The organism is Idiomarina sp. UBA3162 (assembly GCF_002364475.1).
GTDB lineage: Bacteria > Pseudomonadota > Gammaproteobacteria > Enterobacterales > Alteromonadaceae > Idiomarina.
The window spans coordinates 80,510-97,632 of sequence record NZ_DEYI01000003.1 but is presented as its reverse complement, the minus strand read 5'-3'; the positions used below and the strand labels follow the sequence as shown (position 1 = coordinate 97,632).

Sequence of the window (17,123 nt, the reverse complement as noted above, 5' to 3'; positions counted from 1 at the left end):
CGTTGATTGGAAACGGTTTTGCACAGCACCCAACTCGGCACGTTTCTTATCCACTACAGCAATCAATGAGTCCATACCCGCTAGCACTGCTTGCGCGTCTTGCTGGGTGCTCACAGAAAGCGTTGAAGCCACGAACACGGTAGCGAAATCAAGTGCAGTCGCACCGTTGGTACTACCAGTAAACGTTGCGGTACCGTAGATTGATGTCAACGCATCACCGGTAACAGCTGATGCAATTGATGCAATACCTGACAAAGTAAAACCCGCAGCAGCAGTCAAACTATTGGCAGTGCCACCCACTGACTGCATAGTGAAGTCGATGGTTTGATTAGCGTCCGCGCCTACTTGGAAGCTCGCAGAGTAAGTTCCGTCGAGCAAGTTCTGTCCACCAAAGGTAGTATCTTTGGCGATACGGTTCACTTCGCTCATCAATACACGAATTTCTTCCTGGATTGCCAAGCGGTCTTCACCGGTGTTTGAACCGTTGGCTGCTTGTTGCGCCAAAGTACGTACACGTTGGAAGGTGTTTGTTACTTCGTCCAAAGCACCTTCAGCGGTCTGTGCCAAAGAGATACCGTCGTTCGCGTTACGGTTACCTTGGTTAAGACCCATGATCTGAGAACCTAAGCGGTTAGAGATCTGTAGACCCGCCGCATCGTCAGATGCACTGTTAATACGGAAGCCTGATGAAAGGCGCTCAAAAGCTTGGTCAAGTTTATTACCTGAGTTGATTAACTGACGCTGAGCATTAAGTGAGCTGATGTTTGTGTTTACATATAAAGGCATGGTTATGCACCCCTCTTGTTAAATCCACTGTGTCACTTACACAAAACACCCGGTCAGTGACATACGTTCTTGCTTACTTAATATATCGGCCCCTTTTGTATAATCTTTAAACAAAAAACCGAGCAAAATTGCTCGGTTTTTCAACAGCTTAGTAATTAAATGAAATTTAATTCATTTAGCCAAGAAGCTGGATTGCCGCCTGTGGACGCTGATTGGCCTGCGCCAAGATAGTTTGTGACGCCTGCTGGAGAATCTGAGACTGAGTCAGTTTCGCCGTTTCAGCAGCAAAGTCAGCATCTTTGATACGTGATTTCGCAGCTTCCAAGTTCTCCGAAACGTTACCTTGGTTACGAATCGTTGATTGGAAACGGTTTTGCACCGCACCGAGCTCTGCACGCTTCTTATCCACTACAGCAATCAGTGAGTCCATGCCCGCTAATACTGCTTGCGCGTTGTCTTGGGTTGATACAGAGATGCCTGTTGCGGTAAACAAGTCAGCGAACGTTGAGCCGTTGGTCGCAGCTGCGGCAATTGCCGTGCCCGCGATAGCTTCAATCGTGTCGTTAGTTACGGCAGATGCCACACTCGCGATACCTGACAATGAAAAACCACCTGCGGCAGTGATACTGTTTGCAGTGCCGCCCACTGACTGCATCGTGAAGTCGATGGTTTGGTTAGCGTCGGCACCAACTTGGAAACTTGCAGAGTAAGTACCGTCAAGCAGGTTTTGGCCACCAAAGGTGGTGTCTTCTGCGATACGGTTCACTTCGCTCATCAATACGCGAATTTCTTCTTGAATCGCTAAGCGGTCTTCACCGGTGTTAGAACCGTTCGCCGCTTGCTGTGCCAAAGTACGTACACGTTGGAACGTATTAGTAACCTCGTCCAATGCACCCTCAGCGGTTTGTGCAAGTGAGATACCGTCGTTAGCGTTACGGTTACCTTGGTTAAGACCCATCACCTGCGATTCAAGACGGTTTGAAATTTGTAAACCGGCAGCGTCGTCAGATGCACTATTGATACGAAAACCAGATGATAGACGTTCAAAAGCTTGGTCTAAGTTGTTACCTGAGTTGATCAACTGACGCTGAGCGTTCAGTGAGCTCACATTGGTATTTACGTATAAAGGCATAACATTCCCCTTTCTTTGCATCGAGCGTCGTTGACGCTTAGTTAAACTCTGTGACTAAAAAGGGTATCGGCGATGCCAATCGTTACTTTAGAATAAAAATAAAAAAAGCCGAGCATAAGCCCGGCTTTTTTAATAAATTCAATAACTTATCCAAGTAACTGAAGCGCTGCCTGTGGGCGCTGGTTAGCCTGGGCAAGGATAGTCTGTGAAGCCTGTTGCAAGATCTGAGACTGAGTCAGTTTTGCAGTTTCAGCAGCAAAGTCCGCGTCTTTAATACGCGATTTCGCAGCTTCTAGGTTTTCAGAAACGTTGCCTTGGTTACGAATCGTTGATTGGAAACGGTTTTGTACCGCACCCAACTCTGCACGTTTCTTATCAACCACAGCGATCAGGTTATCCATACCCGCCAACACTTCTTGTGCTGCATCTTGAGTCGATACAGAAATCGCTGAAGCAACGAATGCGCCTGCGAAGCTATTAGTGTTTGCTGTGCCAGAAATCGCTGACAAAGATTCACCCGATACAGCGGATGCAACACTCGCGATACCCGACAAAGTGAAACCACCTGCCGCAGTCATTGAGTTTGCAGTACCGCCAACAGTTTGCATGTCGAAGTTGATGGTTTGGTTAGCATCTGCACCAACCTGAAAAGACGCGCTGTAAGAACCGTCAAGCAGGCTTTGACCACCAAATGTAGTGTCTTCTGCGATACGATTCACTTCGCTCATCAATACGCGAATCTCTTCTTGAATCGCTAAACGGTCTTCACCGGTGTTAGAACCGTTCGCCGCTTGCTGCGCCAAGGTACGTACGCGTTGGAAGGTATTAGTCACTTCGTCTAACGCGCCTTCCGCTGTTTGTGCCAATGAAATACCGTCGTTCGCATTACGGTTACCTTGGTTCAAGCCCATTACCTGAGACTCAAGGCGGTTCGAGATCTGCAAACCAGCGGCATCATCTGATGCACTATTGATGCGGAAACCTGACGACAAACGTTCAAACGCAGTATCCAATTTATTACCTGAGTTAATCAATTGGCGCTGTGCGTTCAACGAGCTGACGTTGGTATTCACATATAAAGGCATAATTCTGCTCCTTAGCTTTGTTTTGGCTAAACCTGCCGATAAAACGGCAAAATTTAGCCGTCATTCAGGCTAACGGCAACGGAGCGGCAAACTTTAGCCGCTTTTTTGAATTTTTTTACAAAAAAAGGGTTCAGCACTCAACTGAACCCTTCATAAAATCTCTGTATACCTTGTCACTGTTGACTATCAGCCAACATGATAAGTTATTTATAAATAATCAAATAAACTCAAACGAGATACCCGAGTGAACACTTGTTGAGCAGCCGAGTAGATCGTTTCGTTCTTAACAAGGTCAGTAATCGCTGTCGAATAGTCCACATCGGCAATATCGGACCGCGCTTTTTTGTTAACAATTTCCAGGTCCGCGTTGCTCAACCGAGTATTCTCTAACACATTCAACCGCGCCCCGACCTTAGCTTGCGTGTCGGTCAGGTTAGAAATCGCGTCGTCGAATGCTGTCAAAGACGAAGCAATTTCCTCACGATAAGAGAATTTCTGATTGCCATCGGAATTCTCTAACGCACTCGCCAAATCGCCGATCTGCGTTAACAGGTTTCGTGATACGGGCTCATTAATATCAAACGTAATTGAATCACCATTGACCACATCATTACTGGTATTAATTTCTAGACCCTGATAACTGATGGTATCACCCGCAGTATAGGCCCCAGTTGCTACTGTTGTACCGCCGCCATCGACAATTTCATAGTTACCGCCGACAAAATTTATTGTTGCCGATTGCGTCGCGGCATCGCCCGCATCCCAATAGTTTGCTAGCGCATCGCGGTCACTCGCAGTCAAACTATTCACCAAGTTATTGCCGCCAGTGAACTCCACGTCAACGCGGTTCGACAAGGTGCCGAACACTTTACTCCCTGGGTCTCCGGCCGGTAAATAAAGGCTCGGCGATAATTGAATTTGGCGCTGACCGTCATCGCTATCATAACTATAACTTTGTGTGACTTGGTCATAGTTCATCGGCTGGATACGATTTTGATATCCGGCAAAAATATATTCACCCGACTCATCTTGCGCGTTAGTAAAATCAAAAATAGCATCTTCGATGTTACGCAACTCCAATGCTAAAGCTTCGCGGTTCTCTTGGCTGTAGCTCCCATTACCGGCTTGGTTTGCGAGCACGCGAGCACGTTGCACGAAACCGACAATATTCGACAACACGCTTTCTTCACGGCTGAGGTTGTTTTCCAACGTCACCGAGTTGCGATCGAACTGGCTATTTTGCGCCAGCTTCTCGTCTAGCGCTAATACCTGAGAATTACCGATCGGATCGTCAGCGGGGCTGAGAATGCGCGTTTGCTTAGTCAGTTGCAGTTGCACCTTATCAAGGCGAGACTGCGACTGCGTTAAGCTGTCTTGCGCACGCTGATAAAACAAATTGGTACTTAAACGCATAATTCACTCCTGCTCATCATGCAGCTACTTAGCCCAGTGAGCGCAGTAACGTATCAAAAATGGTTTGCGACGTTGTAATGATCCGAGCGGATGCCGTGTAGGCTTGTTGGTACTGGATCAAATTCGCAGCTTCTTCCTCGAGATTCACGCCTGCTTTCGACTCATAGAGTGCCTCGGTCTGCGATTTAATCGCTTCGGCTGAATCGCGCAATACACGGTTTTGACTCACACGACTACCCACATCCGACACCAAGCGCGCGTAACTCTCATTAAATGTCATGGTCGGATCTTCGGCTTCCGCACCATCACGACGCACTAATTGTTGCCGTTGCAAGTCCGCCAGTTCCTGACCATTACTGTTATCATCAAAGCCGTTCGTGTTGTATTCAATTGAATAACTGTCACCGACAGACGGTTCACCGACAATGCTGACATCATAATCGGGATCGCCGCCCGCGATCTGACCCACGATATTTTCCAGGTCCGTCGTGCCGGCTAATGTCCCCATGGAGTTGCCATCTTTGTCGAACAGCTCAATGTCATAAGCGTTACCGGTTTTCCCGGTCACCTCGATACGAGCCGGGGCCGTGCCTAATAACGTGTTATTGCCTGCGTCATAATAGTCGTCAGGTGCGTTAATCTCGCTAATCTGAATTTCAGCGGCACCCTGATTATCAATATTATTTTGTACGCGGATCGGACTCGCCAATGCCAGGTCTTCTGGACGGCGAACGACGAGTTCAATTTCTGATGCGGCACTCTCCGCAGGTTTAACTAAGAAGCGGTCACCGGCAGCAGGCGTATTAGCCACATTGAGCGTGATACCGTACTCTTCGATGTCCGCGTTGCCAGCGCCATCGACCGTCCCCGTGATAACATCAGCACCTTCTAATGGTTGGCCGTTGCTATCCACCGCGACCACTTCATAATCAGTTGCACTGGTCATGGTGACTTGCAAGTTTTCTGAGGGGAACGACGCACTATTGCCTTCCAGCACACCCACTGTCACTTCGCCATTACCGGTGTTTTCCTCGTAAGCCAGACCCGAGGCTTGGGTTTGCGAAAGATCGAATAATTTACGACCTAACTGATTATCTAAATCCATGCCTTTTTGATTCTGCGAGTTCAGCGTATCGGTGATACGGACCGCTAACTGGCCTAGTCGACGCTGAGTCGGCATCAGAATATCATCACGGTACTCAAGGTAACCACCAACAGAACCACCGATTTCGTCAGAGCGAACAACAAACTCACTTTGCTTTCCGCCGCCATGATCTTTGCGTAACACAAACTCTAAGCGTTCGGTATTGGGGTTGTTCTTTACGGCGACCGAGTTAAACCGGCCATCTTCCAGCACTAACGGCTGACCGTTTTTAAGGTTTACGCTCAACCCACCGTTGTCCTGCTCAACAACAGAAAACTCAACCAGTTCGGCAAGCTGACGCAGTTGCTCATCACGTTGGTTTTTCAATGCGTTGACGTCACCGTTAGCATTTTGGCTACCGCTTGCGGCAAAAATTCGCTCGTTAAGGTCACCGATATTTTCGGCGATCGAGTTAACGCGTTCGGTCGACAGCTTCAGTCGCTCGTCAATGATGTCTTCTTGATCATTAAGGTACGATGAAAAGTCGTTAAATTTAGTGACCATGCCATCGGCTTCGGCGAGCACCAACTGGCGTGCAGTCACCGAACCCGGATCGTTGTTCGCATCCTGCAAGGTATTAAAGAAGCTTTCGATAGTTGAGGACACGTTGGTCGTACTATCTCCGAGTAACGTATCCAGTTGTTCGGCCTGCTCAAGATTCGCCTCATAGAAGCTTACGCGCGAAATATCGGTACGTAACTGACGATTCGAAAATTCATCAATCATTCGCTGTACACGGACGCGTTCTAAGCCACCGTATTGTGACTCAAGATATTCTGTACGTTCACGTACATAGCTGGGAGTATTCGCATTATTGATATTCTGACCGGTCACCTGCAGGCTCTGTTGGTGCGCCAAAATACCGTTTTTACCAATATTTAGTAAGTCGAAACTCATTCTTTACTCCCCAGTGCTCGTGACCTGTTATCGGCCGCGGCGTGAAAATGTTTAACTTAAGCGGCAATTTTTTGCCGCTTTTTTTTGTCTTGCGGCACAACGTAAGTTACGGTGTTAGTCGGTTCATCACGGCTTGGATCTTATCCGCATACTTCGGATCAGTCGCGTATCCAGCTTGCTGCAACTGCTGTGCATACTGTTTCGGATCGTCGGCGACAGCCAGCGCTTGCTGGTAACGAGGATGCGACCGAATAAACGTCACATAGTCCTGCAAGCTTTGTTCCACATTTTGATAACTACGGAACGCGGCTTTCTCACGCTTGGCCACCTCACCATCAAATTCGAGCGTGCTTACCTGCGATTGCTCACCACCCCAACGCGCATCGGCTTTGATATTAAACAGGTTATTACTCGAACCGCCGTGACGGCCTGGCACGACACGCTGCCCCCATCCTGTCTCTAACGCCGCTTGTGCAATCAAGGCATTGGCATTCATGCCACTCTCTTGAGCGATTTTTTCGGCATGGGGTCGTATCGCGTCAACAAAGGCTTCAGGCGAATCAAAGGTAACCGACTGCTCACCTACTTTGGCTTGGTTAACTCGTGTTTGCCCATAGTACAATCCCACCGGTACACCGCCTTGATCGGACAGCGTTGTACTCGGTGAGCGCACGCGCTGCTCTCCCAAGTTACCGCCATTACGTTGGAATTGTTCTTTACCTTGATTAGGGCTCAACTGCTGCACCATTAGATCAGCCAGGCCAAGTGCGCCTTTATTAGATAATTCAGAGGTCAGTTGTTGGTCATACATATCACGGTACATGCTGGTGTACCGTGAATTCAGTGGATTATCTTTAGCAAATACGTCATTCGCTTTACGCATGCTGCTCATGACCATATTTAAAAAGATCGCTTCAAACTGTTGTGCTGCTTCACGTAGCGCTTGCTCTTTATGCTCACCAAAGGCTTTTTGGCGCAGTGAATCGAGTGAGTGGTTATCCAACACTGCACCCTTAGCTTGCGCCTGAGGCGCAAGATCATACAAGCTTGCTGCGTCTGTATTAAATAACGATGAGCTCACCAGAAATCGCTCCTGCGTGTTTTAACGCTTCGAGTACCGCAATAATATCGCCAGGTGCTGCGCCGATTTGGTTAACCGCGCGCACCAGATCGTTCAGTGTGGTACCGGGTTCAAAGACAAACATACGGGCATCATCTTGCTGCACATCAATAATGCTCTGCGGTGTCACAGCTGTTTCTCCACCCGCAAACGGATTCGGTTGGTCGACTTGCACATTTTCCGAGATGGTAACCTGCATATTGCCGTGAGCCACAGCCGCTGGACGTAACTCCACATTTTGACCCACCACAATAGTGCCGGTACGCGCATTGATGATAATTTTCGCCGCGGACATCGCTGGTTCCACTTCAAGGTTTTCCAACGTGGACATATAGCTCACCCGCTGGCTTAATTCTCTTGGCGCTTTAACCCGAATCGAGGTTGCGTCTATCGCTTGTGCCATGCCATCACCGACCAATCCATTAATGGTGTTGGCTACGCGTTTAGCGGTGGTGAAGTCGGAGTCATGTAGGTTAAAGGTGAAGTAGTCGCCTTGAGCAAACGCAGTCGGTATCTCGCGTTCGACAATCGCACCGCCAGGAATGCGACCAACGGTGGGCGTATTGATCACGATTTTAGAGCCGTCATTACCCTCAGCGCCTAAGCCACCAACTATCAAACTGCCTTGCGCAACGGCATAGACTTCGCCATTAGCCCCCTTTAAAAAGGTCTGTAACAGCGTACCGCCAGTCAAACTATCCGCACTACCCACTGAGGACACCGTTACATCTAAGGTTTGTCCAGGCTTTGCAAATGCAGGGATTTCCGCGTGTACGGCGACCGCTGCGACATTATTGATCTTAGGTCGTTCGTTTTGCGGAATATTGATGCCGAAATTACCGAGCATAGTGCGAAAGGTTTGGTCCGTAAATGGCGTTTGCTCACCCGTACCGGGCAAACCCACGACCAACCCATAACCAATCAGCTGGTTCGACCGAATCCCCGCCACTGACGCGATATCCTTAATGCGTGAAGCATAAGCGGGCGCCAGCAACTGACTGATAATGGCAATAATCAATAACCCGACTTTTAACTGTTTCACTTGCTACTCCTTAACCTTAGAACGGCCAGTAACTGCTGTTAAAGAACTTGCTTAACCAGCCCTGGTCCTGTGTCGACGCCAAGGTGCCTGTGCCGCTATATTCGATACGCGCATTGGCAACACGCGTTGAAGGTATGGTGTTATTCGCACTGACATCCTGCGGACGGATAATGCCGGTTAGACGGATATACTCATCGCCGGTATTAATACGGAGCCACTTTTCGCCACGAACAATTAGGTTACCGTTGGCTAGCGTGCGAATGACCGTCACGGTGATTTCACCACTCAACTGGTTGCTCTGGTCGGCCGTCGCGTCGCCAGTAAAGTCACGTGTTCCACCCAATGTCGCCGACAGTGGATTACCATTAATGGTCGCTGCCCGTCCGAGTATATTGGGTACCGGCAGATCGACGTTACTCTCTTTGGTGGTTTCAGTATTCGCTGATTTACTCGCCGTCGTCCGCTCTTGCAACGTCACGGTAATAATGTCACCCAAACGGCGCGCCTTAATATCCGAGTACAAGTTGTCAGAGTATTTGGCTTCGTACAGTGAGCCAGTTGGCACCACAGGTTGTGCACGCTCCTCGGGCAATACCGGCGCATAAAAAGGATCATCCGGCATGGGTGCTGGTTGGTTCGAACTACAGGCTGCCAAACTAAGCAGGGCCAGACTCATCCAAAATAAGCGCATAATTGCCTCCAAGCCTTTACAACTGCTGATTAATGTAGCTCAGCATTTGGTCCACTGATGAAATCACTTTCGAGTTCATCTCGTAACCACGTTGAGCCTCAATCAGATTAACGAGTTCTTCGGTCACGTTAACGTTCGAGGTTTCCAGTGCACCTTGAATCGTATTCCCCATACCGTCGACACCCGGCACGGCTTCAAGCGGTGCACCGCTGACTGCCGTTTCCTTATAGAGGTTCTGTCCGATAGGCTCTAAACCAGCGGGGTTGATAAAGCTCGCGAGGTTAATCTGCCCAACCACCACGTTGTCTGCGTTACCTGGCTGACGCACGGTGACTTCACCCTCTTGCGAAATACTCAGTGAAGTAGCGTCTTCTGGAATTTGAATAGCAGGCTCGACAGGATAACCATTGCCCGACGTCACCATTTCACCCTCTTCGTTGAGGGAGAACTGACCGTTGCGGGTATAAGACAACGTCCCATCAGGCATCAATACTTGGAAAAAGCCTTTACCATCAATCATCACGTCAAGTGAGTTATCGGTTGTTTGCACATTACCTTGGGTATGTGACTTTTGTGTCGCGACCACTTTTGAGCCGGCACCAATCATTAGCCCGTTAGGCAACTCAACATCCTGTGCCGACTGGCCACCTGGCTGGTTGATGTTTTGGTAAAGCAGATCTTCAAATACCGCGCGGCTTTTCTTGAAGCCCACAGTGCTGGCATTCGCCAAGTTGTTTGAAATTACCGAGATATCGCGCTGTTGTGCATCGAGTCCGGTTTTACTAATCCAAAGCGCTGGGTTCATAATGCGTCTCCTCTCCGTCCGCTTAGCTCATGCGCATGAGCGATTCCGCGCGCTGAGCATTTTCATCGGCGGTCTTCATAATTTTGACGTTCATTTCGTATTGGCGCTGTAGTGCAATCATGTTGGTCATCTCTTCGACCGTGTTTACATTACTGCCTTCAAGTGCCCCGATGGATAGCTTCACATTGGCATCCACGAGTGCCGGTTGACCATCCTTGAGGGAAAACAAACCGTCGGTATCCTTCTTGACGTTACCGTTGGGCGGGTTGACCAATTTAATGCGATCAACAATTTCCATCGCGTCTTCAGGCGCACCCTGCGGACGAATAGAAATATTACCGTTAGCCCCAATGGTTAAATTATCAATCGGCATGGGAATAAATATTGGGCCGGCATCGCCCATGACAGGTTGTCCGCGATCGTTCTTTAACATGCCATCGGCACCAATCTCTAAACTACCGTTACGTGTGTAGCGTTCTTCGCCGTTGGCATTTTGTACAGCGATCCAACCTTGACCTTGCACGGCAACATCAAGGTTACGTCCGGTGGTTACCATGGCGCCACTGGCAAAATTTTGCCCCGGGCTTTCTGTCATCGAAAACACACGCGTGGGCAGCCCTTCGTTAAACGCCTGCATCGACCGCGCTTGTTGCAAATCCGCTTTGAAACCTGTGGTGTTGGCGTTGGCTAAGTTATTCGCGCGCAATGCCACCGCGTTCATATTTTCTTTCGCGCCACTCATTGCGACCCAAAGCATCTTGTCCATGCAGACCTCCAGCCAAAAATTTGTCAGATACTTCTACTAACTAATGACTATGCATGGAGCGTGCCAATATCGAACCTTTGCCTCGAACAGCCAATAAAAAAGGCTTGCCGATGCAAGCCTTTTATTAAATCAATCGCTCTCGCGTTGCAGGTTAACGGATCTGTAGAATCGCCTGATTAATGGTGTTGTTCACTTCTAACGAACGCGAGTTCGCCTGGAAGTTACGCTGAGCCGTAATCAAGTCAACCAACTCTTTAGTTAAGTTAACGTTTGAGTTTTCTAACGCAGAAGCCTCTATTGCGCCAAACGTACCGCTGTTTGCTTCACCTGCAAGCGGCTCGCCTGAATCAATACTTTGACGCCACTTAGTACCACCGATTTGCGTTAGACCTTGTTCGTTAGCAAAACGAACGACCGATACCTGACCTAAATACTGTACGTCACCGTTCGAGTAGGTTGCAGCAATCAAACCGTCTTTACCGATATCAACGTTAGTCAGACGACCCACGGTCGTGCCATCTTGGTCTAACGTTGTAACCTCAAAGTCCGAAGCGAACTGGGTCGGTGTTGTAGTACCGGTTTGGTCTTGGAAATTGAACTGAATGGTTTGTGGATCGGCACCGTTATCGAGGTATGGACCGCTCGGACCTGCACCTGCTAAATCGAGTGTGCCTGGATCAAAAGTGGTTTGTCCTGCCGGTAAATCCGGTTCACCGTTACCTAAGAACTGCACGTTCAGACCCGAGAAACCATTAACCGAGTTAGTGGCAGACGCTGTGCCGCTGCCGGTCGGTGCTAAGTCAATTTCTTGACCATCAAAGGTGGCATAGACATCCCAATCATTCTGCCCACGTTTAACGTAGTAAGTCGACAATACGTGTGACTCACCCAGTGAATCGTATACCGTTGCCGATGTTGAACTGTGGTAAGTGGTGGCTGTGTTCGGATCAAATGGTGTCGCTGTGCCATCAATCGGTGTTAAGCGCGCATCGACGTTAAATGCTGTGTAGATGTTATTGGTGCTCTGCGGTGCACCGGCCACGTCCGGTATACGGATTGGCTGGGTAGTCGCCAAACTGGTAGACGTCGTCGCACCGCTGTTACGGTCAACTTGATAACCCTGCAAATAGTTACCTTGGTTATCAACGATAAACTTATCATCGTTGAGCTTGAATGCGCCCGAACGCGTGTAGGTCAAATCACGAGAACCTAAGCCATCGGTGGTGGCAAAGAAGCCGTTGCCGCTGATCGCCATATCCAACGAGTTATCAGTAAACTCCAGTGTCCCTTGGCTGAACTGTTGTGCGACAGATGAAGTCAAAACACCGTCACCGACTTTTGTATTACCCGCGTTAAAAATGCTCGACGCATACACGTCAGCGAACTCCGCACGTGACTGTTTAAAACCGGTAGTTTTTACGTTCGAAATGTTATTCGCGGTTGTATCAAGATCTTTTTGTGATGCGTTGATGCCGCTCAGTGCAATATTAAATGACATAAGTCACCTCGCTATTTAGCCAATCTCTGTGACATCTTTAAAGTTGATGCCACCTAAACCTTTCAAGTTAAGTACGATGCCACGGTCACCACCTGTGCTAACACTTTGAACCGTCGCGTGCATTTGCAGTGGTAAATCTTCCGCGGAGTTACCTAGCTGGCCATTGGCAGTAAACGAATACTTGCCAGCCGGCACTGGATTGCCGCTTTTATCTAAGCCGTCCCATTCAAAATCCTTGGTACCTGCAGCTAAATCGCCCATATCAATGGTTCTCACGACCGCATCATTTTCATCCTTGATGGTAATTTTTACGTTCTGCGCTGTTTGCGGTGCAGCAATCATGCCAGACGCCGTGCCACCGCTATCGATCGAAGCCTTGCTGGTCGGCACCAACACCTTGCGTCCGACAAGCGTAGAGGCCTGCAGCGCTTGATTCGATGACATGTTCTCGGTGAACTTGGTAAACTGCTCTTGCAAGCCAGTGATACCTTCAGCCATCGAGAAACTGGTCATTTGCGCAATCATTTGATCGTTATCAACGGGCTTGGTAGGGTCCTGCATATTCAACTGTTGAGTCAGCAGCTTAAAGAAGTCCTCCTGCTCTAACTGTTGATTATTAGACCCATCAGCGTATTTAGCGCCCTCTTCCTTTTTCCAAGTGAGATCGTTGATTAACGGGTTACTGTTACTCACATTATCCATGGGCTATCTCCCGTTACCCTTGTCCAAGACGCAACAACCGCTGAGTCATGGTTTTCGCTGTATCCGCCACCTGCACATTGGTTTGATATGAGCGTGACGCAGAAATCATGTTGGCCATCTCTTCGGTCACATTGACGTTGGAGCGATAGATGTAGCCATTACCATCCGCCATCGGATGGTTTGGGGCATATTCGATTTGCAACGGCTTATCGCTCTCGACAATACCCATAACTTTGACTCCAGCAGACTGGCCTGCTTGGCTTTGGTTAGTCAGACTATTACCACGATAGTTACCTTGCGCATCAGACAGTGCGGTAGCAAACACCGGATTACGTGCACGATAGGTCTCATCAACACTACTGCTTACCGAGTTGGCGTTCGCCAAATTACTTGCCGTGGTGTTCAAGCGCACCGACTGTGCACTCATTGCTGACCCACTGATATTAAAAATATTAAATAGACTCATCGCTCAGATTCCTATGCTTGACCGCCGCCTAGCGCTTTCTTAACGCCACTGATGCGGCCGTTGAGGAAATTCATCGTCATTTCATATTCCAATGCATTTTTTGCATACAAGTTTTGTTCCACTTGCACATCCACCGTATTACCGTCACCGGTATCAGGTTGATTTGGGATACGGAACTTCTCGGTTCCTTGCGGTTTGATTTCGACAGAAAAGTGTTTTTCGTGGGTACGCGCGAGCTTATAACTCTCCATTCCACGCTGAGCCTGCGCTAGCGCTTGTTGAAAGTCGAGTCCCTTAGCTTTATAGCCGGGGGTATCTGCATTGGCGATATTGTTAGCAATTACCTCGGCCCGACGCGTTCGAATACCCAGCGTGTGCTGCTGAATACCCATAAGCTTGTCCATAGTCAGTGCCATAATTTTGTCTCCCACATTTCAGGTGGACAAAATAATGCATTATCTGTGCCAAGCTTATTCGAGTGAGGTTAATTTTTGCGCTTGTAGATGATACCGGGGTTGCAACGTATCATTTCGAAGTCATCAGTCAGTCCTGATATCGATTCTGAAGCCCCTAAAAAGAGATACCCTTTAGGGTTCAAAGCTTGCCTAAATTGGGCAATGATTTGCCGCTTGATGTTTGCCGAAAAATAAATCAATACATTGCGGCAGAAAATTATGTCGAATTTACCCAGCAATGCGTAACTGTCGAGCAAATTGAGGTGACGGAATTGAACAAACTGCTTCACTTCATCTTTTAGAGTCGACGAACCCGGCTTCACGCCTTCATCGAAAAATTTCTTTCGCCGTTCTGGTGATAAGCCACGCACGATGGCGAGACTATCGTATTCAGCGCGAGCGCACTGCTCGAGCACCTTGTTCGAAATATCGGTGGCGGTAATTTTGATACCACCTTTAAGCGCACCCGGATTTTTTGCCTTGTACTCAAGATACGACATCGCAATCGAATACGGCTCTTGTCCACTTGAGCAAGCGGATGACCAGATCTTCAACGGCCGAGTTTCATTCTTGTATTCTTCGAACACTCGGTTTACCAAGATTTCAAAGGGATAGGTATCACGAAACCACAAGGTTTCATTGGTTGTCATGGCATCAATAACAGCCGAACGTAAGGCACGCTCGCTAATCTTCATTGACCGTTTGACGAGCTCCGCTAACGAGTCGATACCAAAATGACTCATCAGCGGTGATAAACGACTTTTTACCAAATAGAGTTTGTTGTCACCGAGCACGATCCCGCACTGATGCTCCAGAAATTGCCTAAACTCTTGGTATTCTTGTGTATTGAGTTCTTTGTTACTCGACATTAACTGCGTCTATTCCATTACTCGGCTTCGGCGACAATGTTTTCAGCATTGAGCCATTTTTTAACGGCACTGGCGAGCTCATCGGGATGAAATTTTGCGATAAAGTCATCAGCCCCTACTTTCTTAACCATCGCCTGATTAAATACGCCGCTTAGTGATGTATGCAATATAACACGAACATCGGCCAAATTCGGATCCGCTTTTATCTCAGCGGTTAATGTATAACCGTCCATGACAGGCATTTCCACGTCCGATACTAAAACGGGCACGTGCGGTTGTACATTACCATCCACTTCCTTGGCCTTTTCTTTTAGCCAATCCAGCGCCTCTTTACCATTTTTCTTTACTTCAAGTGGTATCTCAAGGGATTCAAGGGCGCGCTTTATTTGGCCACGTGCCACCGCTGAGTCGTCGGTGATTAAAATGGTAAGGTTTTCTTTCTCGACGGTAATCGGCTGATTCTTAACATCATCGCTCAATTCGGTGTTGACCGGCGTAATATCGGCAAGGATGCGCTCAACGTCAATAATTTCGACAAGCTTGTTTTCGATTTCAGTGACCGCGGTAAGGTAGGCATCGCGACCTGTGCCTTTCGGCGGTGGCATGATGTTTTCCCAATTAATATTGATAATGCGGTCAACGCCACCGACTAAAAAGCCCTGCACGGTACGATTGTACTCGGCAATAATAATAAACCGGTTTTCGATATCGGTAATCGCCGGCCCACCTGTCGCGAGACTTAAATCGATAATCGAGATCGCTTGACCACGGATGTGGGCAACACCACGAACCAGGCGATTGCGTCGTGGAATCGATGTCAGCTTCGGACACTGCAGCACTTCGCGTACTTTAAAGACGTTAATACCAAAGCGTTGCTGGCCACTAAGGCGGAACAGCAAAAGCTCCAGACGGTTCTGACCCACCATTTGGGTGCGTTGATTTACCGAGTCAAGGATGCTTGCCATGTTATCTCCTGTGTGCCGCTTATCGTTGCTGGCATGTTCTTTGCTAGCTTTATCACCAATAGTGTCATTAAAGGTGTAAATGTCAATTGATTGACGTCGTACTGGTTACCCCAAGGTAATCGGCCGATTGCACCCAAAACTTTAAGTGGAGTTAATATGATAATACGGCAAACCGCTATAATCAGTTCGATCTTTCTCATATTGACGTCAAGTTTAGCATTTTCAGCTGAACCTTCATCCTACAATTACAAGAAATTGCAGCAATTAGCCAATAACTTTGTTCAGCAACAAGTGACGCAGCCCGATAACGGGCGTGTTGAAGTGGTCGTAAATTCGCTCGATCCCCGCATGGCGCCCAAGGTGTGTGCTTCTGAGCCGAGCATTGGCTTTGCTAGAAATTCGGGGTTAGAAAGTTATACCACCGTCGAGATTCAGTGCACCAGTGGCACTCAGCCTTGGCGAACTTATGTACCGGTGCGGATTTATCAGTACCAAGAAGTCTGGTCTGCTGCGGTCCCGATGTCGCCAGGACACCTTATCAGTGAGCATGATTTACGTATTGCTGAAGTCGATATTAATCAAGTGCGTGCCAACATATTTACCGATAAGACGTTATTGGTTGGGGCGCGCGTAAAGCGGCGAATTTCTGCCGGTGACGCCATCGAGGCGCGCGATACCTGTCTTGTTTGCGAAGGAGAAAGCGTTACAATAGTGGCGCAGGATAAATCGTTGCGCATCACAGCATCCGGTAAAGCCTTAGGTGACGGGTTACAAGGCGAGTCAGTGGCGGTGCGAAATGTTCGTTCAAACAAGTCACTCGAAGCCGTCGTGACAGGCTTAAACGAAGTAACGGTTAATTTATAAACTTTTTTTACTAAAAGAATTAAAGTTATTTTTTCTGCGGCCGATTACAAAGCGAGAACTTATAACATGTGAGGCGAGCGATATGGCAATTAACATAAACAACAACGGTGTTAAGAATAATTCAATCGACACCAAGCAAACGCAACGTCAGACATCGACTGAGCAGTCGAGCAACAGCGGTGCAACAGCGAAAAGCGGTTCAGACTCAGTTTCACTGACCTCTGAAGCACAAAACCTTTCAGCATTGCAGGAAAAAGCAATGAACAGCAGCGGCATCGATCAAACTAAAGTGGATCGCATTAAGGCAGCTATCGAGAACGGTTCATACAAAGTCGACGTTGATCGTCTGGCTTCCAAACTTGCGCAGTTTGAAGGTGACTTGTTTGGTGGAGCGATCGACACAGATAAAGACGCTTAACGCGC

At 48.3% G+C, this 17,123-nt stretch carries 18 protein-coding genes; 2 read left to right on the top strand and 16 right to left on the bottom strand.

Going from position 1 to position 17,123, the window contains the following annotated elements; all coding sequences use genetic code 11:
* The 16 genes from B2X00_RS00420 to B2X00_RS00345 all read right to left on the bottom strand — a co-directional run.
* On the bottom strand, nt 1-786 hold a 786-nt coding region (locus tag B2X00_RS00420; RefSeq protein ID WP_290485658.1), incomplete at its 3' end, for a flagellin.
* 175 nt (nt 787-961) lie between these two features.
* Nucleotides 962-1,918: a flagellin gene (locus B2X00_RS00415; protein WP_290485657.1), complete on the bottom strand. Its 957-nt coding sequence runs from the start codon at nt 1,916-1,918 to the stop codon at nt 962-964.
* Between the two features lie 146 nt (nt 1,919-2,064).
* Nucleotides 2,065-3,003, bottom strand: coding sequence for a flagellin (locus B2X00_RS00410; protein ID WP_290485656.1), 939 nt, complete (start codon nt 3,001-3,003; stop codon nt 2,065-2,067).
* Between the two features lie 207 nt (nt 3,004-3,210).
* On the bottom strand, nt 3,211-4,416 hold the full coding sequence (gene flgL / locus B2X00_RS00405; protein ID WP_071463283.1) for a flagellar hook-associated protein FlgL: 1,206 nt from the start codon (nt 4,414-4,416) through the stop codon (nt 3,211-3,213).
* Nucleotides 4,417-4,444: 28 nt separating this feature from the next.
* On the bottom strand, nt 4,445-6,457 hold the full coding sequence (flgK, locus tag B2X00_RS00400; RefSeq protein WP_071463282.1) for a flagellar hook-associated protein FlgK: 2,013 nt from the start codon (nt 6,455-6,457) through the stop codon (nt 4,445-4,447).
* 106 nt (nt 6,458-6,563) lie between these two features.
* On the bottom strand, nt 6,564-7,538 hold the full coding sequence (gene flgJ, locus B2X00_RS00395) for a flagellar assembly peptidoglycan hydrolase FlgJ (protein ID WP_290485655.1): 975 nt from the start codon (nt 7,536-7,538) through the stop codon (nt 6,564-6,566).
* Nucleotides 7,519-8,619, bottom strand: a complete 1,101-nt coding sequence (locus tag B2X00_RS00390; RefSeq protein ID WP_071463281.1) for a flagellar basal body P-ring protein FlgI — start codon at nt 8,617-8,619, stop codon at nt 7,519-7,521. The genes flgJ and B2X00_RS00390 overlap by 20 nt, the downstream gene beginning before the upstream one ends.
* Before the next feature lie 16 nt (nt 8,620-8,635).
* Complete coding sequence (gene flgH, locus B2X00_RS00385; RefSeq protein WP_071463280.1) at nt 8,636-9,310, bottom strand: flagellar basal body L-ring protein FlgH; 675 nt, start codon at nt 9,308-9,310, stop codon at nt 8,636-8,638.
* Nucleotides 9,311-9,326: 16 nt separating this feature from the next.
* Nucleotides 9,327-10,115 (bottom strand): flagellar basal-body rod protein FlgG, encoded by a 789-nt coding sequence (gene flgG / locus B2X00_RS00380; RefSeq protein WP_071463279.1) that lies wholly within the window; start codon nt 10,113-10,115, stop codon nt 9,327-9,329.
* A gap of 22 nt (nt 10,116-10,137) precedes the next feature.
* Complete coding sequence (gene flgF / locus B2X00_RS00375; protein WP_071463278.1) at nt 10,138-10,881, bottom strand: flagellar basal-body rod protein FlgF; 744 nt, start codon at nt 10,879-10,881, stop codon at nt 10,138-10,140.
* A 151-nt stretch (nt 10,882-11,032) separates the two neighbouring features.
* Nucleotides 11,033-12,379 carry a flagellar hook protein FlgE gene (gene flgE / locus B2X00_RS00370; RefSeq protein ID WP_290485654.1) on the bottom strand — a complete coding sequence of 449 codons (1,347 nt, stop codon included), beginning with the start codon at nt 12,377-12,379 and terminating at the stop codon, nt 11,033-11,035.
* 15 nt (nt 12,380-12,394) lie between these two features.
* Nucleotides 12,395-13,081, bottom strand: a complete 687-nt coding sequence (gene flgD / locus B2X00_RS00365) for a flagellar hook assembly protein FlgD (protein ID WP_290485653.1) — start codon at nt 13,079-13,081, stop codon at nt 12,395-12,397.
* 13 nt (nt 13,082-13,094) lie between these two features.
* Entirely contained in the window at nt 13,095-13,547 is a 453-nt protein-coding gene (gene flgC / locus B2X00_RS00360; protein WP_071463275.1) for a flagellar basal body rod protein FlgC, read from the bottom strand.
* A gap of 11 nt (nt 13,548-13,558) precedes the next feature.
* Nucleotides 13,559-13,963: a flagellar basal body rod protein FlgB gene (gene flgB, locus B2X00_RS00355; protein ID WP_290485652.1), complete on the bottom strand. Its 405-nt coding sequence runs from the start codon at nt 13,961-13,963 to the stop codon at nt 13,559-13,561.
* 68 nt (nt 13,964-14,031) lie between these two features.
* Entirely contained in the window at nt 14,032-14,871 is an 840-nt protein-coding gene (locus B2X00_RS00350) for a CheR family methyltransferase (protein WP_290485651.1), read from the bottom strand.
* A gap of 17 nt (nt 14,872-14,888) precedes the next feature.
* A complete protein-coding gene (locus B2X00_RS00345) occupies nt 14,889-15,836 on the bottom strand; it encodes a chemotaxis protein (RefSeq protein WP_290485650.1) in 948 nt (315 codons plus the stop codon).
* Nucleotides 15,837-15,992: 156 nt separating this feature from the next.
* On the opposite strand from B2X00_RS00345, the gene flgA reads away from it, so the two are divergent.
* Together flgA and flgM are read left to right on the top strand one after the other, a co-directional pair.
* Entirely contained in the window at nt 15,993-16,700 is a 708-nt protein-coding gene (gene flgA, locus B2X00_RS00340) for a flagellar basal body P-ring formation chaperone FlgA (protein ID WP_290485649.1), read from the top strand.
* 82 nt (nt 16,701-16,782) lie between these two features.
* A complete protein-coding gene (flgM, locus tag B2X00_RS00335; RefSeq protein WP_071463270.1) occupies nt 16,783-17,118 on the top strand; it encodes a flagellar biosynthesis anti-sigma factor FlgM in 336 nt (111 codons plus the stop codon).
* Nucleotides 17,119-17,123: the final 5 nt, after the last annotated feature.

Coding starts and splice junctions, on each gene's coding strand:
- flgG (WP_071463279.1), bottom strand. CDS start 10,115: ATGAACCCAGCGCTTTGGATTAGTAAAACCGGACTCGATGCACAACAG.
- B2X00_RS00415 (WP_290485657.1), bottom strand. CDS start 1,918: ATGCCTTTATACGTAAATACCAATGTGAGCTCACTGAACGCTCAGCGT.
- flgH (WP_071463280.1), bottom strand. CDS start 9,310: ATGCGCTTATTTTGGATGAGTCTGGCCCTGCTTAGTTTGGCAGCCTGT.
- flgE (WP_290485654.1), bottom strand. CDS start 12,379: ATGTCATTTAATATTGCACTGAGCGGCATCAACGCATCACAAAAAGAT.
- flgK (WP_071463282.1), bottom strand. CDS start 6,457: ATGAGTTTCGACTTACTAAATATTGGTAAAAACGGTATTTTGGCGCAC.
- flgM (WP_071463270.1), top strand. CDS start 16,783: ATGGCAATTAACATAAACAACAACGGTGTTAAGAATAATTCAATCGAC.
- B2X00_RS00350 (WP_290485651.1), bottom strand. CDS start 14,871: ATGTCGAGTAACAAAGAACTCAATACACAAGAATACCAAGAGTTTAGG.
- flgA (WP_290485649.1), top strand. CDS start 15,993: ATGATAATACGGCAAACCGCTATAATCAGTTCGATCTTTCTCATATTG.
- flgB (WP_290485652.1), bottom strand. CDS start 13,963: ATGGCACTGACTATGGACAAGCTTATGGGTATTCAGCAGCACACGCTG.
- flgF (WP_071463278.1), bottom strand. CDS start 10,881: ATGGACAAGATGCTTTGGGTCGCAATGAGTGGCGCGAAAGAAAATATG.
- B2X00_RS00410 (WP_290485656.1), bottom strand. CDS start 3,003: ATGCCTTTATATGTGAATACCAACGTCAGCTCGTTGAACGCACAGCGC.
- B2X00_RS00345 (WP_290485650.1), bottom strand. CDS start 15,836: ATGGCAAGCATCCTTGACTCGGTAAATCAACGCACCCAAATGGTGGGT.
- flgL (WP_071463283.1), bottom strand. CDS start 4,416: ATGCGTTTAAGTACCAATTTGTTTTATCAGCGTGCGCAAGACAGCTTA.
- flgC (WP_071463275.1), bottom strand. CDS start 13,547: ATGAGTCTATTTAATATTTTTAATATCAGTGGGTCAGCAATGAGTGCA.
- flgD (WP_290485653.1), bottom strand. CDS start 13,081: ATGGATAATGTGAGTAACAGTAACCCGTTAATCAACGATCTCACTTGG.